At 38.5% G+C, this 21,887-nt stretch carries 17 protein-coding genes, 2 tRNA genes and 1 pseudogene; 10 read left to right on the top strand and 10 right to left on the bottom strand.

Going from position 1 to position 21,887, the window contains the following annotated elements; all coding sequences use genetic code 11:
• Positions 1–325 precede the first annotated feature (325 nt).
• The 10 genes and pseudogenes from J3U68_RS03535 to recG all read left to right on the top strand — a co-directional run bounded on the left by J3U68_RS03535 (position 326) and on the right by recG (position 13,409).
• Positions 326–940, top strand: a complete 615-nt coding sequence (locus J3U68_RS03535; protein WP_267374674.1) for a riboflavin synthase subunit alpha — start codon at positions 326–328, stop codon at positions 938–940.
• Positions 941–1,405: 465 nt separating this feature from the next.
• A pseudogene (gene ribBA, locus J3U68_RS03530) lies at positions 1,406–2,491 on the top strand (bifunctional 3,4-dihydroxy-2-butanone-4-phosphate synthase/GTP cyclohydrolase II); the annotation flags it as partial.
• A gap of 296 nt (positions 2,492–2,787) precedes the next feature.
• Positions 2,788–3,684 (top strand): DMT family transporter, encoded by an 897-nt coding sequence (locus tag J3U68_RS03525; protein WP_267374671.1) that lies wholly within the window; start codon positions 2,788–2,790, stop codon positions 3,682–3,684.
• A 133-nt stretch (positions 3,685–3,817) separates the two neighbouring features.
• On the top strand, positions 3,818–4,279 hold the full coding sequence (ribH, locus tag J3U68_RS03520) for a 6,7-dimethyl-8-ribityllumazine synthase (protein WP_267374669.1): 462 nt from the start codon (positions 3,818–3,820) through the stop codon (positions 4,277–4,279).
• 20 nt (positions 4,280–4,299) lie between these two features.
• On the top strand, positions 4,300–4,710 hold the full coding sequence (nusB, locus tag J3U68_RS03515; protein WP_267376200.1) for a transcription antitermination factor NusB: 411 nt from the start codon (positions 4,300–4,302) through the stop codon (positions 4,708–4,710).
• Between the two features lie 716 nt (positions 4,711–5,426).
• Positions 5,427–6,260, top strand: coding sequence for an RDD family protein (locus tag J3U68_RS03510; RefSeq protein ID WP_267374667.1), 834 nt, complete (start codon positions 5,427–5,429; stop codon positions 6,258–6,260).
• 515 nt (positions 6,261–6,775) lie between these two features.
• A complete protein-coding gene (locus J3U68_RS03505) occupies positions 6,776–7,372 on the top strand; it encodes a DUF1287 domain-containing protein (RefSeq protein ID WP_267374665.1) in 597 nt (198 codons plus the stop codon).
• 170 nt (positions 7,373–7,542) lie between these two features.
• Positions 7,543–8,136, top strand: coding sequence for an RDD family protein (locus J3U68_RS03500; RefSeq protein WP_267374663.1), 594 nt, complete (start codon positions 7,543–7,545; stop codon positions 8,134–8,136).
• Between the two features lie 753 nt (positions 8,137–8,889).
• Positions 8,890–10,758, top strand: a complete 1,869-nt coding sequence (gene ilvD, locus J3U68_RS03495; protein ID WP_267374660.1) for a dihydroxy-acid dehydratase — start codon at positions 8,890–8,892, stop codon at positions 10,756–10,758.
• Positions 10,759–11,369: 611 nt separating this feature from the next.
• Positions 11,370–13,409, top strand: coding sequence for an ATP-dependent DNA helicase RecG (gene recG, locus J3U68_RS03490; RefSeq protein WP_267374657.1), 2,040 nt, complete (start codon positions 11,370–11,372; stop codon positions 13,407–13,409).
• A gap of 80 nt (positions 13,410–13,489) precedes the next feature.
• Here the strand turns inward: recG and J3U68_RS03485 are convergent.
• The 10 genes from J3U68_RS03485 to J3U68_RS03440 all read right to left on the bottom strand — a co-directional run bounded on the left by J3U68_RS03485 (position 13,490) and on the right by J3U68_RS03440 (position 21,144).
• A tRNA-Glu gene (locus tag J3U68_RS03485) sits at positions 13,490–13,564 on the bottom strand.
• Positions 13,565–13,574: 10 nt separating this feature from the next.
• Positions 13,575–13,651, bottom strand: a tRNA-Arg gene (locus tag J3U68_RS03480).
• A gap of 154 nt (positions 13,652–13,805) precedes the next feature.
• Positions 13,806–15,146: a deoxyguanosinetriphosphate triphosphohydrolase gene (locus J3U68_RS03475; protein ID WP_267376199.1), complete on the bottom strand. Its 1,341-nt coding sequence runs from the start codon at positions 15,144–15,146 to the stop codon at positions 13,806–13,808.
• Between the two features lie 173 nt (positions 15,147–15,319).
• Positions 15,320–16,078, bottom strand: a complete 759-nt coding sequence (gloB, locus tag J3U68_RS03470) for a hydroxyacylglutathione hydrolase (RefSeq protein WP_267376198.1) — start codon at positions 16,076–16,078, stop codon at positions 15,320–15,322.
• Between the two features lie 151 nt (positions 16,079–16,229).
• The gene (locus J3U68_RS03465; protein WP_267374655.1) at positions 16,230–17,084 is read right to left on the bottom strand and encodes a hypothetical protein; all 855 of its coding nucleotides are present in this window, start codon (positions 17,082–17,084) and stop codon (positions 16,230–16,232) included.
• Positions 17,085–17,350: 266 nt separating this feature from the next.
• Positions 17,351–17,869: a hypothetical protein gene (locus tag J3U68_RS03460; RefSeq protein WP_267374653.1), complete on the bottom strand. Its 519-nt coding sequence runs from the start codon at positions 17,867–17,869 to the stop codon at positions 17,351–17,353.
• Positions 17,870–18,309: 440 nt separating this feature from the next.
• A complete protein-coding gene (locus J3U68_RS03455) occupies positions 18,310–18,909 on the bottom strand; it encodes a hypothetical protein (RefSeq protein ID WP_267374651.1) in 600 nt (199 codons plus the stop codon).
• Positions 18,910–19,012: 103 nt separating this feature from the next.
• On the bottom strand, positions 19,013–19,579 hold the full coding sequence (locus J3U68_RS03450; RefSeq protein WP_267374649.1) for a hypothetical protein: 567 nt from the start codon (positions 19,577–19,579) through the stop codon (positions 19,013–19,015).
• A gap of 120 nt (positions 19,580–19,699) precedes the next feature.
• Entirely contained in the window at positions 19,700–20,296 is a 597-nt protein-coding gene (locus tag J3U68_RS03445; protein WP_267374647.1) for a hypothetical protein, read from the bottom strand.
• Between the two features lie 317 nt (positions 20,297–20,613).
• Entirely contained in the window at positions 20,614–21,144 is a 531-nt protein-coding gene (locus tag J3U68_RS03440) for a DUF4303 domain-containing protein (protein ID WP_267374645.1), read from the bottom strand.
• Positions 21,145–21,887: the final 743 nt, after the last annotated feature.

The following is a 21,887-nucleotide window of genomic DNA, read 5'->3' as shown; positions in this document are numbered from 1 at the left end:
CAGCAGGCCACTAATAACAGATTCTAAAGAATAGAAAAGTCACCGGACTTTCACCTCAATTAATGCTTTGCATTCAGTTTTAGAAATAACCCCCTTGAAACCTGTTATCTACGCCAGTATGACAAATTGTTGCATTAATCGGTTTTCTTTAATTCTGAACCTTCTCTTCATTTCGTCAGTCGAAATCTATTTAATCAGTTAGATACATAAAATGTGTACCACTCACCTTCTGGTATATTAAAATCAGCATTAAACTAGTTGAAATAATCATGTCCACATCAAGCCAAATCAATTGGCGTAATACAATCAATGAAAGTTGAATCAAATGTTTACAGGCATCGTTCAAGGCTTAGGCACAATCACCAATATTATTGAACACAATCAGCTAAGGACTCTTCAAGTAGGCTTACCAGCAGGCGCAAGCGACAATTTGAGTATTGGTGCATCAATTGCCAATAATGGCTGTTGTCTAACCATTACTGAAATTAATGGTGACGAAGTAAAATTTGATGTGATGGCTGAAAGCCTGGCCAAAACTAATTTAGGACAAGTAAAAATTGGTGATAAGATTAATATAGAACGTGCAGCTCGCTATGGAGATGAAATCGGCGGGCATGTCATGAGCGGACATATTTTTACCACCACAACCATAACCAGAATTGAAGATAGCGACAATAATCGAACTGTATGGTTTGCCCTTCCCTCTGCTTTATCAGCTTATATTCTGCCTAAAGGTTTTATCGGCTTGAATGGCTGTAGCTTAACAATCGGTACAGTGACAAAAGAAGAATTTAATGTGCATTTAATTCCAGAAACAATGTCTCGCACCCTTTTTGGGCTATGTCAGGTAGGGGATGCAATTAATGTAGAAATTGATGCTCAAACTCAAGCCATTGTTGATACCGTGCAAAAATATCTGCACACGCATCATGCGTCTTAAACATAGACTGTGATGACCATTCATGCAAATATAAAAAAACATCCTATTTTTTCTCAGAGCATGGCAAGCAGTTGTACTAAAAGCAAATAACTGCTTACCCAAGCCAAGATAAAACATTCAATTTTCGCCACAGATGTCAACATTAATGAGTACACAGCTAAAAGAAACCCTTTCGCGATCGGTTAACCTTGGTGTAACTAAACGAATGTGTTCCTTTTAAACCAGTCTAAGCGGTATGAACAACTGTATGAATACATCATCGCGATAGGCCATGAACGATCAACTAATAAAATATTTAATTTAAAATTCCTATTTGATTAAATAAAATTAGATTTTTTCCTGATGCAGAATGGTTTTAGCATACAATAGCATTAAGAAAAACCGCTGTTATAACCCAACCGATCACATCAATTAAGAGTAAAATAATCATTATTTGCCGAGGGAGCGTTGTTTACTATTATGAGTATTGCCACCATTCCAGAAATCATTGCCGATATTAAAGCCGGTAAGATGGTCATTCTGACTGACGCAGAAGACCGTGAAAACGAAGGCGATTTGATTATAGCCGCACAATTTGTTACGCCAGAAATCATTAATTTTATGATTAAATATGCGCGCGGATTAGTCTGCCTGCCACTGGAAGAAGAAATAGTAGATAAATTGCGATTGCCATTAATGACCGAACATAATGGTGCCCAATATGGTACTAATTTCACCGTTTCTATTGAAGCAGCTCATGGCATTACCACCGGCATTTCTGCGGCTGATCGAGCACATACCATCCAGACTGCCGTTTCACCAACAGCCAAAGCCGAAGACATAGTACAACCTGGCCACATCTTTCCATTACGTGCAGTTAAAGGCGGTGTATTAGTACGGACTGGTCACACCGAAGCGAGTGTTGATTTGGCTAAATTGGCCGGATTAACACCAGCAGCAGTCATTTGTGAAATTATCAATGACGATGGCACCATGGCTCGAATGCCTGAGTTAAAAGTATTTGCGCAGCAACACAATATCAAAATAGGCACCATAGCGGATTTGATTGAGTATCGCAGCAAACACGAAAGTTTAATCAAAGAATTGGGCATCAACAATATTCATACAGCCTGGGGAGATTTTACTCAGCATGTATATGTTGATCAGCTATCAGGTGAAACTCATCTGGCTTTAGTAAAAGGTGATCCGGCAACCGCGGATGAGGTGATTGTGCGCGTGCATGAACCGTTTAGTGCTATGGATTTTCTTCAACCAGACCAATATCATAGCTGGCCTTTACCAGCAGCCATGGAACGAATCCAACAAGCTCAGGCAGGCGTCATTATTTTGATGCATCGCACCGAAACGGGAGCAACCTTACTTGACCGTACATTACCAAAAGGAACTCATCAAGCCAGACAATGGGATAATAAAACCTTTGGCATTGGGGCTCAAATTCTGGCTGGACTTAAAGTCAAGCGTATGCGCGTTCTAGGTAAACCGTCTGCTTTCACCGGTTTGCATGGTTTCGGGCTGGAGGTTAGCGGATTTGAGGAATTGAATCAACAATAAATATTTACCCAATCCGTCTATATTTTGCTACTGAACTTGCCATAAAATAGACCCTTCAGGCTGTTTAATATCTGTTGATCAGATATTTTGAACAGCCTATTTTGATTATTAGACCGAATGATTTGAATTGAGATGATGAAGAATGAAACTGAGTATGCTTTTTCCCATTCTTAAAGATAATCATTTTAAATAATCAGCAAACTGAATTGAGCTAAGCGAAAAATACAAATATATCGTTTTCAGCTATTTAAAATCAAAACCACTACCCCAGTGTTTTTTGTTTAGGACCAGTATTTATGCAATTTACCCCGCAGAAATGGGCTGCTTCCGGCTTAATTTTTGGCTGCATCATGTTCGGATTAGGCAGCCTGATTGTCAAATTTGTGGCGGTGGGTTCTTATGCCATCGCATTATGGCGAATTTTAATTGGCGGTTTGGTTTTCTGGTTTCTGGCACGGCGCTTTGGTCAGAAAATGCCAACCAGTACGCGTGCAAGACGTTTTGCGGTTTTATCTGGCATCTTCCTCGGCTTTGATCTGGCATTCTGGCATGAGAGTATCCATGCAGTAGGACCAGGAATATCAACTTTACTTAATAGCATGCAGATATTTTTTCTCGCTGCTATAGCTTGGTTTTTCTTCGGTGAACGCCAGAGCAAATTGCAATTATTTAGTCTGCTTTTATCCATTATTGGCATTATTTTGATTGCCTTTCCTGAGCTCAAACACAACGTTCAGGGTGGATATGGTATATTTATCGGATTAATTTCCGGTGCAGGACTCGCCTCCTCCATGGCGTGTATCCGGCAGGCACATCAAGCGGAAAAAGTGGCGATTTTCCCTTTAATGCTACTAATCAGTGTGGGGGGTGTCGCTGCACTTATCGTTCCAACGCTATTACTGGATTACCATCACTTCTGGCCTAATAACAGCATCGATTTCATCTTGATTTTGATTTATGGTGTGGTCATGCAGTGCTTTGCCTGGGGACTGATTGCTTATGCTGTACCGTTACTGTCCTTGACACTGACTGGATTATTACTATTAAGTGAACCCGTTGCCGCTTTGCTAATCGATTACTTTTTACTGCATAAACCCATCAATGCTATTCAATGGGCTGGTACCGCCCTAACTTTGATTGCGATCTATTTAGGATCCCTACACCCTGCGCCAGTACAGAAAAAAACAGCTTAGTCATTCCACCACAGCAGCAATTTCGGTAAAATTATTGCAGTAGCTCATCTGCCACCGACATCGTTTTATACGCATCGTTCACTGAGATTGCAAAAGTGGTGACAGACAGAAAATTAATGAAAAAGGAAATAAAATGAATATCCTGCCCCCTAACCACAACGGCACAGGCTTACGCATTGGCATCGTGCAGGCACGTTTTACCAATCCCATTGGAACCCAACTGGTTAAGTCATGTACTGAGCGGCTGCAAAAACTGGGGGTAAGCGCCAACGATATCACTTTAGCCACCGTACCAGGTGCACTGGAAATCCCTTTAATTTTACAAAGTATGGCTCGAAGCCGTCAGTATGATGCTTTAGTAGCTATTGGCGTCGTGATCCGCGGTGAAACCTATCATTTCGAACTTGTTGCCAATGAAGCAGCGGCGGGCGTTTCCCGCATCAGTTTGCAAGAGCATATTCCGATTGCTAACGCCATTTTAACCACTGAAAACGATGCTCAGGCCATTGCCCGCATGTTTAATAAAGGCAGTGAAGCCGCTGTTGTTGCGGTTGAAATGGCCAATCTATTGAAAACCCAAAACCAATTAGCTTAAAGGACATTATATCTATGTCAATGATTACCCCGCGCCGTCGTGCCCGTCAGTTTGCGGTGCAGGCGCTGTATCAAGCGCAATTAAATAAAGATGAATCCGCCGTGATTATTGCGCAAAATATTCGCGATAATGAACATTTTTCCAAAGCGGATGAAGAGTTATTTAATCAAATATTTTTTGGTGCCTATAATAATCAGCGCGAATACATGAAGCGCATTCGTCCCCTACTGGATCGTCATGAAGATGAACTTAATGCAGTAGAACGCGCTGTATTACTTATGGCCTGCCATGAGTTATCGTCCATGCCACAAACTCCCCATCCGGTAATCATCAATGAGGCCATTGAAATTACCAAAACATTTGGCGGTACTGATGGTTATAAATTTATCAATGGTATTTTAGATAAACTGTCTGCTGAGATACGCAGCTAATTTAAACACCACAAATCCAATGTAAATCAAACCGATATATCAATTCAGGTATATCGGTTTTTTGATAGTCATCCATACCCACCCAGCCCGCATGATATTTCTCAACATTAAAAATTCAATATCAACTTCCTTGGCAGCCATCTTGAATCTAGTTTAGGGAATTTTGGCACAACCAAATGCCGATTAATTTTCATCTTTTTTTTGTGATTTCATCCATAGCACTATTAGGTATGAGATCACGCCAACCATAAGCTGACTGGTGTCCTATTCTGCTTCTTAACATCTCCATTTTGAGGACAGATTAAGGGGTTGTACTGACAGGACAAATAGATTCAATTTGATCTGTCCATTATCTAGCTGCGAAAAAAAATCTTTAGTTTTTTTACTCTGTGCCCAACAAACCATCTGCAGTCAAATCGATATACCGCCATCATTATTGCTATGAAGATCAAAAGGTAGACACAAATTCATTGCAAAACTGCAATAAACTGATCAATAAAGAGGAAAAAAAGATTTTCAGATCTTACTGATTTGAAAAAATCATAGCAATTTTGCCAATACTCTCGCCTGAATGCTCACACAGATTAGATCAGAGTTATACCAATATACGCAAAGTGGACATCGACATCGAATGACAGTTAGATGAATAATGAACTAAAAATCATCATATTTGTTAAATAACAAAAAAACAATTCGAGATACTATGAAAGAGACTATTGAGTTATATTAATATTAGTTTACTTTTAATAACTATTTTTAATAAAGTATGCTATGATGATTTGAAGAAAAATATAATTCCTTCCCGCTTAGATATGCAAGATAATCCAAAATTGCGCCAAACCGCGATTCAATCAAATTCACTATTGACTAAGAGTGGTGTTACGGTACAACTGGCATCCCCTTGGCGCCGAATAGTCGCATATAGCATTAATTGTGCTCTGTATTATTTAATTCTTTTTATAGGGATTCAAATTTTTAATCAGTCTAATAAATTGAATGAATATGGTAATGATTACCCTTTACAGGTTTGGTTTTTGTCTGACTTTGGCGATTATAAACCGATTAATGATTTGGGAAATTTGATTTTTCTGGATGATATCTATAATCCAACCTTACTTTTAATCTATATTGTAGTGCCGATTCTATTGTTCAGACTGGTACAAACCATCCTGATGAGCAAAAAAGGACAGTCAATTGGCAAATTGATAATGGGTATCAAAGTCATCAATTATAATGGAAAGAAAGCGGGATTTGCACGACTTGTTTTAGTTCGGGAAGTGATTTTTATTTGTCTAATCTCTATGCTACTCTATAATAAATTCTTTTCAATCAAATATTTTAAAAGAACAATCAATGAGATATTTTATACAAACATTTTTTCTTCAAGTGATTTACTTTATTATAAATTATATTTAAAACTGATGAATTGCATCGACCCTATAGTTATTATTTGTGTCATTATGCTGTTTATAGCGAGAAGCAATCGTCGGACACTACAAGACTATTTTGCCGGCACCATCGTGGTTAAAGCAACAAAACCGCAAAGCTAAAGATATTCTACCTACCCTTAATTAATTATTCTGTAAGCGATCTCCTTTCACGCCATGAAACAGCTATACAGAGATTGTATGAGCTACTGCTCATTGTAAATAGTTATGATAATATATAGGCATAGTTTGTTAATTTTTATCTGAATTGGTTATTTTCGGCAAGGTGGTACCCTGGCTTAATAAGTTGCTATAGGCATAGGTTGGTGGTTGAGAGTTAAACCTTGCCCAGTATTCGATCACCAATTAAAAAATTTTATTTTTACTCGTTTTGAAGGCATCACTATTTAATTACTATCTACAATCTTACTCGTTTAAATTTTAAACTTAGTGGTATTCACTTTGGTAGCCACTGTTATGCTTGGCGTGAAATTATGGCGATGCGAACTATTTTATATCTTTTGCAATGAATTCGTTATTCAAAAATGTTTTTAGCCACTATAGGCATGATTAATTAACGCTTTGAAGTAAAAATTTAATCACCCATATACTTGATAACCTAACATTAAGGGCTAGTTATGCGTTTGGCAAATAAGTTGGTTTGGTTGTTCAGAAAAATTTTAATCGTCCTTTTAGCTGGACATATTGCACTTATTTACGCCAGCAATGCTGATATTGTGCAAGGCGCTAAAGCGCAACTGGGTAAAACCCTTTATTACGATCCAAGTTATGTGGTTTTAAGCTATCCTGGCGGAGATGTGAAGATTGACCGCGGTGTTTGCTCTGATGTGGTTATACGGGCATTCAGACAGAGTCACATTGATTTACAAAAAGCTGTTCATGAGGATATGAAAGCCCATTTTAAACAATATCCTCAAATCTGGGGCTTAAAGACGACAGATAGCAATATTGATCACCGACGAGTACCGAATTTGGAAAAATGGTTTCAACGTCAAGGTAAAGCACTAGCCATTACTCATAATGGTCAGGATTATTTGCCGGGAGATATCGTATCTTGGCGATTGGATAACGGTTTAGCACATATTGGCATTGTTAGTAATAAAAAAACCGGAACGATTCCATGGATTGTGCATAATATCGGACAAGGCGCCAAAGAAGAGAATGTATTATTTCAGTGGCGAATTGTTGGACATTACCGTTATTATAATCAGTAATAAACATTTATCATATTTAATTCCCCGAAGTAAGCATAGTATTTTTCTTTATTTTCTGGATGTTTTAAAGCATTCATTTTATTTAATTTAGGTGAAATATTTCAACATTGATCTGTTAGACCTTGGTTGCAAGGGAATTTTTTTACATGAGCTGGTTACGGCAGGAAAAGATGACTAAAAATTTTGCTTTGGAAATAGAAAAACTTCATACTTTAGATACGTCTAAAAGTAACAATGTTGTTGACTATACTTTGGCTACACCCTCTCAACGAATTGCAGCAGTGGTATTAAACCTGATCATTCTGGCTGTTGTTGCATTTTTTAGCTTTTGGTTGGTAGCTTTGATCAAATCAATGGTTTTAAACAATCCGCATAAATCTAGATCTATTGTCTATTCCTTTTTGCTGCTAACTACTTTAGTTTATCTGTGTATTCAGATTATTCAGATAACCAAGACAGGACAGTCATTAGGAAAAAAAATAATGCGCATAAAAGTGATTAAACCTAATGGTAAAGAGCCCAGCTTTATAAATTATTTTTTATTACGCGAATTATGTTGTTTTTGTTTAGTTATCTTTTTTCCGGTTTTTATATTTATTGTTTCGATACTTTTTGATATCGATTTGTCACTTAAATCAACTATTTTGATTGTTGGTTTTATCTTTTTTTCAAGCAGTTTGATTATGCTTTTTTTAAAAAATTCCAAACAGCGTACCATGCAAGACTTGATAGCGCGTACCATAGTCATTCAAACGCCAAAATAAAATAAAAACTTGCCTCAATAGCTGCGTTTTCATTTCTCTGATATACCTAATTGATTCAATTGAAAAAACGCAATTTATTGCAATAGGCGCAGTAAACATGAGTATATTGATCATCTGAACATAAACGAGTTTAAGTGAACGACCCTCATCAAACACCTCACTATTGGTCTGGGTGTTGATGGTTTGTTTAAGATTTTAATTGTTCCACCAGTCAAAATGTCGGGAAAAACATCTCTACATTTGCCAATAATGTTTTAAAGAAAAAACCCTTTTTTATTGATCATTGAGCAATATTAAGCTTTAAATGCATGAACGTAATCATTTTTCTAGATAAATATGATCAAATGTTTTGACTAAAGATAAGTTAGCGCAATTTATCTCAATGCAAGATTGTGCTTCAGTTTTACGAATCATGTGGAATAAATTTGCCTATGATTACGGTATTCAGTAACAAAAAACGACAATTTGTAGGATATTTTTGCGAGCAAATTCACTAGCTCAGTTTTAGCTAAGATGCTGAATCTTAGTTTTAATCATGGCGAAAGATTCAAATTATTCACCGTTCAGTTGCCTAAGTGGCGCGATTTACGCTGTATGGGTGCAATTTAATATTTCTTACTCTATCAATTACGCGTACACTTAACGTTTGTTTGGTTAATCTTTACACCCTTAATCAAGCTACCAGCATTAACTGCTTAACGTTTTTTTGGATTCAGTTTTTTTACAGAATAAAATTTATTTCAGGAACCCCATATGCCACAATATCGTTCACAAACTTCTACTCATGGGCGAAATATGGCCGGTGCACGTGCACTTTGGCGTGCAACCGGTGTAGGTGAAAATGATTTCGGTAAGCCGATTATTGCTATTGCCAATTCATTTACACAGTTTGTACCCGGACACGTTCATTTACATAATATTGGTCAGTTGGTTGCGCGTGAAATAGAACAAGCCGGTGGCATTGCAAAGGAATTCAATACCATTGCAGTGGATGATGGTATTGCGATGGGCCACGAAGGGATGCTGTATAGTTTACCTTCGCGCGATTTGATTGCGGATAGTGTGGAATATATGGTCAATGCCCATTGTGCTGATGCACTGATCTGTATATCAAACTGTGACAAAATTACCCCAGGCATGCTAATGGCATCGATGCGTCTGAATATTCCGACAATATTTGTATCTGGCGGTCCCATGGAAGCGGGCAAAATCATCGCAACCAGTGGTGGCGTGGAAACCATGCGCAAGCTGGACTTAATCGACGCGATGATTGAGGCAGGTAATGATAAGATCAGTGATGAAACCGTGGCCATGGTAGAACGCAGCGCTTGCCCTACTTGCGGATCCTGCTCCGGTATGTTTACTGCAAATTCGATGAATTGTTTAACCGAAGCATTAGGTTTATCTTTACCGGGTAATGGTTCTTTGCTGGCTACGCATGCTATGCGTAAAGAATTATTTTTGCAAGCAGGCCGTCTCATCGTTAGTTTGGCTAAGCGTTATTATGAACAGGACGATGCCAGCGTACTACCTCGCAGTATTGCCACTAAGGCTGCTTTTAATAATGCCATGAGTCTAGATATAGCCATGGGTGGGTCAACCAATACGGTATTGCATCTACTGGCCGCTGCTACTGAAGCCGGGGTTAATTTCAAAATGGCGGATATTGATAAGCTCAGCAGACACGTACCCTGTTTATGTAAAGTGGCACCGGCAACGCAGAAATATCATATGGAAGATGTGCATCGTGCTGGCGGGGTGATGGCTATTTTAGCCGAGTTGAATCGCGCTGGTCTGTTGGATACTTCCGTGCACACGGTACACATGCCTACCTTAGGCGAAGCGATTGCACATTGGGACATTAGCAATCCTGACAATCAAGAGGCACAACAACGTTATCAAGCTGCTCCTGGAGGAGTAAGAACCACGGAGCCATTTTCACAAAATCAAGTCTGGTCTTCGTTGGATCTGGATCGTGCACAAGGCTGTATTCGTGATCAACAACATGCCTATTCACAGGACGGCGGTTTGGCCGTGTTATTCGGTAATTTAGCTGAACGAGGTTGTGTCGTTAAAACCGCCGGTGTGGATGACAGTATTTTAAAATTTACCGGTCGCGCACGGGTATTTGAAAGTCAGGATGAGGCGGTAGAAGCCATTCTGGGTAATCAGATTGAAGCCGGAGATGTGGTTATTATCCGCTATGAAGGACCAAAAGGTGGCCCGGGAATGCAAGAAATGCTGTATCCAACGAGTTACTTAAAATCTAAGGGACTGGGTAAGGCCTGTGCACTGCTCACTGATGGGCGTTTTTCAGGTGGCACATCCGGTCTTTCCATCGGTCATGCTTCTCCTGAAGCGGCTGAAGGTGGCAACATTGGTCTGGTACATGAAGGCGACACCATTGAAATCGATATTCCTGAACGACGCATCCATCTGGTGGTGTCTGATGCTGAGTTACAGCAACGTCGTGCAGAAATGGAAAGCCGTGGAGCACGAGCATGGAAGCCACAGGCACGTCAACGCCATGTATCAGTGGCACTGCGCGCCTATGCTGCCATGACAACCAGTGCCGATACCGGTGCTGTGCGCGATGTTACTCAGGTTGAACGTCAAGATTAAAATTTCTGAATATTTTCATACCACTGTTCTACTGCATCTGCAGTAGAACAGTTTTTTTTATGCAAAAATAAAATCTTTATTGCATGCAAATACTTATACTAATCATTGATGCTTTATTTGCATAAAAATACCGCAAAAAGATTCGAGCTGGATAGAGGTGGTTGCAAAGTGATGGTATTGCTGAGTCTTTATCTGGCAAAAATCTAAAATCAGGCTCAGGTGATGATTTAAGCTGTTAAAATTAACATGTCTAACCAACAGACATCAGCATAAGCCATGGGTGATAACTAAAATCTGTTTGGGGCTATCTACTTGTTAAAATCTTTCGACTGCAATGTGTGTCAGTATCGATCTCATCACTGGTCTGGATTAAATAAAGAACCTTAATTGGTTGTATTATTCGATAGTTTGATCCATTGCCAAATTGTCCTGCTCGTTCATTTTCTGCTAATGCTCAAGGTTAGTTAAATGGTCAGTAGCAATAGATAGATCATAAGACGCGAAGTTTAGAAGGCACATAAGAAATTTAACTTTTGCGCTTTTAATGGTATTGTGATGATACTTTTTACTGAGAATCTTACGTTAACCCGCTTACCTCTGCCTATTTTGCCATGTCTGACCAATTTCATTTTCCTTTTGCTGTCAGTGCTAACACCTTATCCAAATTAGCTAAACTGAATATCCGCAATATTTGGGATCTGGCTTTACATCTGCCGTTACGTTATGAAGACGAGACGCACATCACACCCATTGCTGACGCTCAAATCGGCATACCAGTACAAATTGAAGCCACCGTCATTCAACAGCAGATTCAGTTTCGACCCCGCCGGCAATTGGTAGTGCAAGTTAAAGATGTGTCCGGACATGTGCTGCATCTACGTTTTATTCACTTTTATCCAACTCAGCAAAAGCAATTGGCAGAAGGAAATGTTATCCGTGCGCTTGGAGAAATCCGCCATGGTTTTTTTGGGGATGAAATGGTGCACCCCAAAATTCGCACCGATATTGAAAAAGGCCTATCAGAAAGTTTAACCCCAGTCTATCCCACCGTTAATGGTTTAAACCAACCTACTTTGCGTCGTCTGATTGAAACTGCGTTAAAAAATTTGCCTGCTGATGACACTTTGCCAGAAACATTATTATCCCAATTGCAATTACCGCCACTGTTGGAAAGCTTACATTTTCTACACTCTCCACCGCCGCAATATACCCCACGTGATTTACATGAGGGCACGTTACCCGCCTGGCAACGACTTAAATTCGATGAGTTGCTGGCACAACAATTATCCATGCGATTGGCTCGGCAGCAACGACTGAACGGTCATGCCTCTGCATTAATTGGAGATGGGCACATCATACAGTCATTATTAGCCAATCTGGGTTTTGAATTGACTCTGGCCCAACAGCGAGCTTTTAACGAGATTAAACAGGATATGGCGCAGAGTCATCCGATGCATCGTTTACTTCAAGGCGACGTTGGCAGTGGAAAAACCATTGTCTGCGCGCTGGCAGCAGCGGTTGCCCTCGAAGCCGGCTTTCAGGTTGCCGTCATGGCGCCTACAGAAATTCTGGCAGAACAGCATTATCTGAAATTCCAGCAATGGTTTGCTCCTTTGGGTATACAGATTGCTTGGTTATCCGGCAGCATGCGCAAAAAAGCAAAAGACGAAACCAAGGCTTTGCTGGCTAATGGAACGGCACAGTTGGCTATTGGCACACATGCCTTATTTCAAGAAGATGTGCAATTTAATCAGCTGGGGCTGGTCATCGTGGATGAACAGCATCGCTTCGGTGTCGCCCAGCGGTTAGCATTAAAAAATAAAGGGGAGGATGTGCACCAGCTGATGATGTCAGCCACACCGATTCCACGCACGCTGGCGATGAGTTTTTTTGCCGATTTAGATGTATCCGTAATAGATGAATTGCCACCAGGACGAACACCCATCGTGACTCGTCTGGTCAACAGCAGCCGACGGCAAGAAGTAGAAAAGCTGGTCAGACATACCTGCGCTCAAGGCAGACAAGTCTATTGGGTTTGTCCTTTGATTGAAGAATCAGAGGTATTGCAACTGCAAACGGCGGTGGATACTGTTGCCCAGCTGCAAGAATCTTTACCTGAACTCAAAATCGGTTTGATTCACGGGCGAATGAAACCAGCCGAAAAAGCAGCGGTGATGTCTTCATTTGTACAAGGTGAAATCCAAGTATTGGTGGCAACCACAGTGATTGAAGTTGGTGTGGATGTACCTAATGCCAGTCTAATGGTCATTGAACACGCTGAACGAATGGGGTTAGCGCAATTACATCAACTGCGAGGTCGCGTTGGACGAGGAGCCGCAGCCAGCCGCTGCGTACTGCTATTTAGTGAACCTTTGGGTGACATTGCTAAAGCTAGATTAAAAGTAATTTATGAAAATACCGACGGCTTTGAAATCGCACGTCAGGACTTACACATTCGTGGACCGGGCGAGTTCTTGGGCGCACGACAAAGCGGCGTGCCTATGCTGCGATTTGCTAATCTGGAAGAAGATTTGCCTTTACTGGAAAAAGCTCGTGATCTGGCTCCGATTTTGATCGCGCAACAACCCGAGGTAGTCAAAAAGCATCTGGAACGTTGGTTGTCTCAACGCGCTGCTTATCTGGGCGTGTAGGCAAATTCTAATGACTTATCTAAGCTGGATGAACCCAAAATAAAAAAACCTGTCTGATATACAGACAGGTTTTAAGAATCTGGTACGCCCACGGGGAATCGAACCCCGGTTACCGCCGTGAAAGGGCGATGTCCTAACCGCTAGACGATGGGCGCAGCGACTTGATGGTGCACCCGGAGCGATTCGAACGCCCGACCCTCTGGTTCGTAGCCAGATACTCTATCCAACTGAGCTACGGGTGCATTGCTTTCGATCTCGTTAAAGAGTCACCGAAAATCAAGAAGCGCGATGATACGCAATTTATTGCAGCTTGGCAAGTAGTAAATCAATCTTTAAGGTGCAATTCAAACTTATTTATTGTTTTATATAACTATTTAGCAACATCATCGATTTGATTTATAACATACCAATACCAGATACTTCACGGGCTAGCCGCGCTGCCGTGTTGTCTGTCATACCACCGATAAAATCAAGTATTTTCATATATGCCTGATATAAACTGTCCTCTTTCTTGAGTTTTTGTTCTTTTAATAAAGAAAGTGCCAGCTCTTGTCGTCGACTGACAGCAGGTGCTGTAATAAAGGCATGGACTGCAGGTACCAAAATATTCAGTATTGAAGCCAGACATGGAAATGTAGCAATTTCCGTGATCAACTTGCTTTCATGGCGAAAAATGCGTGTCCGCGCCAATTCTTTAGCTTCATTTAATGCATCATTGACATCTGGGCTGGCCAAAGCCAACAGATCTTTACCCTGAAAAGTCCCTCGTAATAAATCCCGATGGTGGGTAATAAAAGTTTGCGCAATATTCTCTACCGCCCGACCTATCGCCACACCCCGCAGCCGTGCACACCGTTCCCGGCTACTAAACGATTGCCATGCATACTCAGGATTAGTCAGTTTGGAAAGAATTTTTTCTACTTCATCAACATGAAGTAACTCAAGTTCAACCGCATCTTCTAAGTCCAGCAAGGCATAACAGATATCATCTGCTGCTTCCATTAAGTATGACAAAGGATGACGTACCCAGTGATTTTCACCGATTTGCGCTAAACCCAACTCCGCTGCAACGGCTCGGATAATAGGTAATTCAGACTGGTAAATATTAAATTTATCTTCTCGGTGAGTGGCAGAACTCGTCCATGGATATTTTAGTAGCGCACCGATTACCGCTGCCGTCAGACGCATGCCTCCATCATTTTGGTACATTTCCAATGTGGTGACCAAACGGAGGCTGTGGGCATTGCCTTCATAGGTTTCTATATCGTGGCGTTCTGCAGGGGTTAAGTCTTGTAGGTAAATATTGTGCTGAGGATCACGAAACCAGTCCCGCAGCGCATCTTCGCCTGTGTGACCAAAAGGCGGATTACCGAAATCATGGGCCAGACAAGCCACCTGCACAACAGCACCGATATCAGCCGGATGATTACTAGGTGGTAGAAAGCCCCCTTTATTGAGCATAACCCCTACTCTATTGCCTAAACTGCGCCCCACACTGGCCACTTCAACACTATGGGTTAAGCGATTATGCGTATGATCATGGGTGGCGAACGGATGTACCTGTGTTTTACGCGCCAGCCGACGAAAGCCACTGGAAAAAACCACACGATCATAATCAATGTGAAAATCGGTACGTAACGCTTCTGCCCCCTCTTCGCTGGAAGCGGTAACTGTGGGAAGGATTTGCCCGTTTTCCGGCTTAAAACGCTGGGTACTGAGTAAATTTTCCCACTGCATACAATCAGATTTGGTTTTATTCATGCCAATATGTGAACAGCCTCATGCACCTTACTGATTTTGCTGGTAGCAATCCAGATAACAACTATCGATGCTAATAAGCCTAATTCAACTCATTCTTTCTGTAGGTATTATGCGTATCAAATGATAACATAGCCATGATGATGCGTTAATCAAAAATGATTTTTCCATTCGCGTAAACAACTCAAAACAGCCATGGGCTGATTAACTTCTGCCCTCGGCAAGCCATGTTGCATCACTGCTGCTTTTACTTGTGGCTGCTGCAACCGCAAAAATGGGTTTACTAAGCGTTCATGGGCGAGCGTAACCGGTAAAGTTGGTAGAGAACTTGCATCATGCAGAGCTTGCCTAATGGCCTGATTATCTGGTTCTACAGTTTGGGCAAAGCGTAAATTAGCTGCGGTATATTCATGTGCCGGATACAACCATGTTGATGCCGGCAAATTGTTTAGTCGCTGCAAACTATGATAAAGCTGCGTCATGGTACCGGTAAAAACTCGTCCACAGCCTGCACTAAACAGCGTGTCACCACAAAAAACCCGCAATAATTGACTGGCATTTGTTAATAAATAAGCCAAATGATCTGCTGTATGCCCTGGGATGTGCCAGATCCGCACAGGATAGTCAAAAAAGTTGAATTGACTCCCTTCTGCCACAACCTTATTGACTCCATGCCAATCAGCAGCCCCTAAGACATGACACTGTGGATATGCTTGGCACAATTTGGCTACACCACCTATGTGGTCTGCATGGGCGTGGGTGAGCCAAATAGCCGTTAAAGTCAATTGATGGGTTGCCAGATACGCCAACACCGGTTCAGCTTGTCCCGGATCTACCACAATCACCTGATTTTCATGTTGCCATAACCAAATGTAATTATCTACAAAGGCTTTTAGTGGAAAAATTTGCAGCATAGATGGTGCCCTCAACGGTGTAACACACCAGTATTATAAGGCAATCAGAGTTTTTGCTGCGTGGATTGAATGAGTTATTAGTGCTGCGTATACCTCATTCTTTTCCATTCTTCTAATCCATTTCCTTGCAAAGCAAATGTTCGGTTGACTATTGCTTTACTGGGTAATAATCGAGTCCTTTGATATTATTTTTCTTTAAAAGTTGGTATAGCTTTTGCGATACAAAAACTTCTTTATAATTGGCACAACCTGAGCCAAAATTTTCTTGCGATACAAAAAAATCAAAGTTTCCCGGATGATTTTCAAAAGATGGAAAAAATCCTTGATTATTTAAATGAAACCTAGTCATTTCCCACTCTGGGATATGTATTTTCTCATCTACATTATTATCATTTATATTTAATTTAGATGAGGATATCCCCTGTGGTAACAATTGAACTACTGTAACTAGAGGTTTTTCATTACCATACTCCATGACACTTTTGCTTTGTATATTCAGTGGTTTAAATATATTTTCATAAATTGAAGGTGTAGTAAAAAATGTATCTTCAAGCCAATAGATTGTTCCTATACCCTTTTTATTCCATTTAGGTTCGCTTAATAGTGAGATATTTCCAATTTGCTTCCCTCTAATAATTCCAAAATGTTCACTTTTTTTTGTTATTTCAAATACATTGTTTAAATAAGGAAAAACATTAAAAGGAAATTTTTCCAATTCATCATTTCCGTCTAAATCTTCTGGTTGAGGATATCCCAAAACTTTACTAGACCTAATTGATAAATAATCGGCATTAATTCTTTCATTTTCTGAAAATTCTGTTTTGGCAACAGTTATATAATTTTTATAGTTGCTTCCGAATATGGATAGAAGTTGCTCGTTCATTTGGTCATGTTCATAGAATGTAAAAGCATCACATCCCACATCGACATAAATATTGCTCGTTTTTAATTTAGAAACTTCTTTGAAGGAAAAATTTTTAAAAAATCGATATTTTATTCTCATTATTTAAATACCTCTTGGATAGACTTTTTTTCCTCTTGCCATGACTTGCATTTTAATTCGCTTTTTTTTAATCAACATAGCGAAAACGTATTTGCTCGTGAGATTTTCAACTTTTTGGTGTACAGCCTATAGAACATATTTAAACCATACAAAAATCAATAGCCATCATAATCGTTTCTGCTTATTTACCTTCTCAATTCTGTTCAATAACATTGAAATATCGTCAATTTTACAACAACTTTTCTTGCCTATTTCTGCCAACCTTATCATTGCTTATGCCCTGAAATGATATCAATCAATACTGGGCGTTCGAGTTGGATGATGCCTTGGTATTGACCGAATTCGGGATATTTTTCATATAAGCCGGAAAAGTCCAGTGTTTGATTGCCTTTGTAATCTTCGTATTTCCTCTTAGAATCGATATATTTTCGGGCTGCATAGTTTCCGTCCTGATCAAATACAAAGTGGATCCGGTACTCTTCGTCTTCGCTGCTGTTTCCTGCAATGTATTGCATAAACCAAACTTCTCGTAGAAATAACGTTCGATCTTCTTTTACTTCATGAAAAAGATAAGTTAGATACTCACGATTTTCATTATCGATAAAATGAACGCCAACATGTTTATTTCTTGGCACGATGGTAACGTAACAATCGGGGTATAGTGATTGTTCGGACTGTAATACGCAAAACTCATATCGCAATAAATGCTCGTGGTTGTATCTAGCAACTTCTTCGGAGGTGAGCTGGCCTTTTTCTACTTTCTTCTCAAATTTAGTATTATTCAATAGGTCCCAATAACCAACTGCAAGCTATTCTTCTCTTACTTTTTTTTTCGGAAGTAATCTGTATATTTTATCATAATTTGCTTCTATTCTTTTGGATCAATCCACTGTCTAAATTCAATGAACAATGTTTATTTAAAAGTTCTTCTTTGTCGTGCTTCATTTATTTTGCAACGTGTACTTCGTTCATCAGTTCATGCAAATTTATACTCTCTGTGCACTATTCATCATTGCTCTTTGTCCTTTTGCTGTAACACTTTAAATGAGTCATGGTGTAACAGGAAATTGAATTGCTCATTACTGATTCATCAGTATGTATACCAAATCCGCATAAATTTCTTTTTTAAGTTTGCAACCCAGTTTTAAAACGCCTTAGTTATTTTTAGATTTTCTTTATTTTCTGAATGATTCATATATTTTTCCATTTTAAAAAAATAGAATTTTTAGTCAGGAAGGTCATTTATTCTTTCAGCTACTTGAATATGTAAATCCCATAAAACTTCTGTATTGATTATTGCCAAATTCTCAATATCATCTTCTCCACCCAAATGGAGGAATATTTTATGCCCTATGCTTTCATCATAGTTAAGTTTACTGCTATTTAAATAACCCATCACTTCTTTAAAATAATCTTCAAAGATGATATCGAACTCTCCATCTACCAGTACATTATCAAAAAAATTAGTAATTGATGTATTATCTGCGGAAAAAAAATCGCATGTTGCGGGATCAAAATAAGTTATTAAGTTATTTGCTGAATTAACACAATACATACACCCCTGCCAATTAGAGGCAAAACAAATTAATTCTTGCCCTTCTATTTCTTTTTTAAAATAATGGTTGGTTATTAAGTTTGTCCACTTTTCAAGGTATGCAAAAGTATGAATTTTAAAAAGCCCATTATCGAATACATCTCCTCCGTATTGATAAATTAAATCATAAATAAAGCTAAAAGCATGATACTTATGTTGAAATGTTTCCTTATTAATATTCTGATTAGGTTCAGAATATGAATGACTATATTTTTCTAAAAATTTTTTCATTTTCGAGTTAATTTCCGGCAATAAATTATTTACTATCAATGACATTTAGCTTAAATGGATGATAAAAGTTGATTTGATGATTATTCTCTTTTGTATAATTTTATCATTGCTTATGTCCTGAAATGATATCAATCAATACTGGGCGTTCGAGTTGGATGATGCCTTGGTATTGTCCGAATTCGGGATATTTTTCGTATAAGCCGGAAAAGTCCAGTGTTTGATTGCCTTCGTAATCTTCGTATTTCCTCTTAGAATCGATATATTTTCGGGCTGCATAGGTTCCGTCCTGATCAAATGCAAAGTGGATCCGGTACTCTTCGTCTTCACTGCTGTTTCCTGCAATGTATTGCGTAAACCAAACTTCTCGTAGAAATAACGTTCGATCTTCTTTTACTTCATGAAAAAGATAAGTTAGATACTCACGACCGTCATTATCGATAAAATTAACGCCAACATGTTTATTTCTTGGCACGATGGTAACGTAACAATCGGGGTAAAGTGATTGTTCAGACTGTAATACGCAAAACTCATATCCCAATAAATGCTCGTGGTTGTATTTAGCAACTTCTTCGGAAGTGAGCTGGCCTTTTTCTACTTTTTTCTCAAATTTAGTTTTATTCCATGCATCCCATAGTGCAACGGAGCTACCTTGATCTTTTATTTTCTGCAAATAAAATCCTAAATACTTGATTATCATAGCTTACCTCTTTTATCTGTTATATTTATATCGTTTTCCTGATATATCTCTTATTATTAAATACACCTTATCAGAGTCCTATTTCAGGTAACCTTATCGTTGTTTATGCCCTGAAATTATATCAATCAATACTGGGCGTTCAAGTTGGATGATGCCTTGGTATTGTCCAAACTCGGGATATTTTTCGTATAAACCGGAAAAGTCCAGTGTTTGATTGCCTTCGTAATCTTCGTATTTCCTCTTAGAATCGATATATTTTCGGGCTGCATAGTTTCCGTCCTGATCAAATACAAAGTGGATCCGGTACTCTTGGTCTTCGCTGCTGTTTCCAGGGATAAATTGATAAAACCAAACTTCTTGTAGAAATAACGTTCGATCTTCTTTTACTTCATGAAAAAGATAAGTTAGATACTCACGACCTTCATTATCGATAAAATGAACGCCAACATGTTTATTTCTTGGCACGATGGTAACGAAACAATCGGGGTAAAGTGATTTTTCCGACTGTAATATGCAAAACTCATATCCCAATAAATGCTCGTGGTTATATTTAGCAACTTCTTCGGAAGTGAGCTGGCCTTTTTCTACTTTATTTCTAAATTTGGTTTTATTCCATGAGTCCCATCTGCTTACTGAACTTGTTTGATCTTTTATTTTCTGCAAAAAAAATCCTAAATACTTGACTACCATAGCCAACCTCCTTTATCTGTTATATTTATATCGTTTGCCTGATATATCTCTTATTATGGCAGCTTTTTTTAGTCTCGTAGTTTAAAACTTCTTTGAAAATTTTTCTGTGTGTTTGGCTACTTCTCATATCATCTTTTCTGGTAATTCGTTTTCTCTTCTTGCAAGAACTTCGACATGTTGTTCGCTATGTGTGATAACTGTTGAGCAGGCGTATTTGCCCGTGAGTTGCTTAATAAATTTCTTTGTTTTTTTATTTATATTTTTAGAACTGAATAACTTTTTTGCTTATTATTTTTTCTAAGCCATATTATTTGCTTCTATTCTTCTGAATCTAGCCAATTTTTAAATTGCATAAATTGAGTTGCATCATTTAGTCTTTGCGCAATAGCTTTTTCAATTTCTTTGTCATCAAAATCACTAATACCAAACATTAATACAAATTCTCTGTTTAAATTTTTAAATAGTGATTCCTGTTTTAGTTCCTGCAAAACTTCTACTGCAATGTTTAAGATTTTATCTTTATGTTTTTCAAATAATATTTGCTTATCAGATATTTTTCTGTGTTCATTTAATAGTTCTTCATTTATTTTTGCAACGTGTATTTCATTTATCATTTCATATTGCCATTCATTAATACTCCATTTGAAGTAATCATCATAGCCCTTTTCCTCTTGCTGTAACTCTTTTAAATGGGTTATGGTGTTACAACAAATTGACATGTTCATAACCGACTCATCGGTATATATACCAAATCCGCAGATTTCTTCTGGTTTTAAGTTTTTAGCGCACTTTAAAAAAGTCGCTTTAGTTATTTTTTTTAGGTTTTCTTTAAATTCTGAATAGTTCATATTTGTTATTCCGGATATTTTTTAATATAGCGTTCTAGTTGTACAATGATATTCAGTATTTCTTTTTGATTAACGCTAAAGAACAATGAATATTCCGAATCAAAATCCTTTTTGTATTTAGGGTTTAATTGATACCTTAAACTATTTCAAGCTGATTATTTTTAAATTTAATCGATATGACGGGTTCTATAAAATGAATTTCATCAGTTTCATCAAAATATTTTTCAAATTACTCAACCATTCTTTTAATTTAACTAATTCTATTGTTAACAGGCAATTATCACTATTATCATAAAAAAGATTGTTTTGAAAATCTTTAATTTCAGTATTAATACTGAGCCAATTTGAATCCCAATAATCTGGAAAATGGATAAGCATAACCTTCTACAGTGAGTTTAAATGCTGTAGTATTATTTTTTAGAATGATCATATTTTTATCGCTTAAATCTTATCAGAGTTACCGCTATCCCTTATTATTTTTCAATACTCTTTTAATTTTCCACAGGTTTTTTAGCTGTTTTTTGGCTACATATTCACCATACCTGTTTAATATTTGGTCTACAGTCTTCCTCATTCCATTGAATATTTCGCTACTGTGGAGAATATTTTGGGTAAGACTGATTAATATCATCCTTGTTAATTATCCTAAGCATGGCATAGACATTTTTGCAGCTTAGAGAAATATGAAAAGGGTTTCACCTTATCTTTAAGTTAACGCTAAGTAATGGATATGATGATATAAA

This window comes from Snodgrassella sp. B3882 (assembly GCF_026535915.1).
Lineage (GTDB): Bacteria > Pseudomonadota > Gammaproteobacteria > Burkholderiales > Neisseriaceae > Snodgrassella.
The sequence above is the reverse complement of the archived record's forward strand: the minus strand, read 5'-3'. Positions and strand labels throughout refer to the sequence as shown.

What these genes read in the sequence shown, in the direction of transcription:
- J3U68_RS03535 (WP_267374674.1), top strand. Translation starts at nt 326, where the DNA reads ATGTTTACAGGCATCGTTCAAGGCTTAGGCACAATCACCAATATTATT.
- J3U68_RS03525 (WP_267374671.1), top strand. Translation starts at nt 2,788, where the DNA reads ATGCAATTTACCCCGCAGAAATGGGCTGCTTCCGGCTTAATTTTTGGC.
- ribH (WP_267374669.1), top strand. Translation starts at nt 3,818, where the DNA reads ATGAATATCCTGCCCCCTAACCACAACGGCACAGGCTTACGCATTGGC.
- nusB (WP_267376200.1), top strand. Translation starts at nt 4,300, where the DNA reads ATGATTACCCCGCGCCGTCGTGCCCGTCAGTTTGCGGTGCAGGCGCTG.
- J3U68_RS03505 (WP_267374665.1), top strand. Translation starts at nt 6,776, where the DNA reads ATGCGTTTGGCAAATAAGTTGGTTTGGTTGTTCAGAAAAATTTTAATC.
- J3U68_RS03500 (WP_267374663.1), top strand. Translation starts at nt 7,543, where the DNA reads ATGACTAAAAATTTTGCTTTGGAAATAGAAAAACTTCATACTTTAGAT.
- ilvD (WP_267374660.1), top strand. Translation starts at nt 8,890, where the DNA reads ATGCCACAATATCGTTCACAAACTTCTACTCATGGGCGAAATATGGCC.
- recG (WP_267374657.1), top strand. Translation starts at nt 11,370, where the DNA reads ATGTCTGACCAATTTCATTTTCCTTTTGCTGTCAGTGCTAACACCTTA.
- J3U68_RS03475 (WP_267376199.1), bottom strand. Translation starts at nt 15,146, where the DNA reads ATGCAGTGGGAAAATTTACTCAGTACCCAGCGTTTTAAGCCGGAAAAC.
- J3U68_RS03465 (WP_267374655.1), bottom strand. Translation starts at nt 17,084, where the DNA reads ATGAGAATAAAATATCGATTTTTTAAAAATTTTTCCTTCAAAGAAGTT.
- J3U68_RS03455 (WP_267374651.1), bottom strand. Translation starts at nt 18,909, where the DNA reads ATGAAAAAATTTTTAGAAAAATATAGTCATTCATATTCTGAACCTAAT.
- J3U68_RS03445 (WP_267374647.1), bottom strand. Translation starts at nt 20,296, where the DNA reads ATGGTAGTCAAGTATTTAGGATTTTTTTTGCAGAAAATAAAAGATCAA.
- J3U68_RS03440 (WP_267374645.1), bottom strand. Translation starts at nt 21,144, where the DNA reads ATGAACTATTCAGAATTTAAAGAAAACCTAAAAAAAATAACTAAAGCG.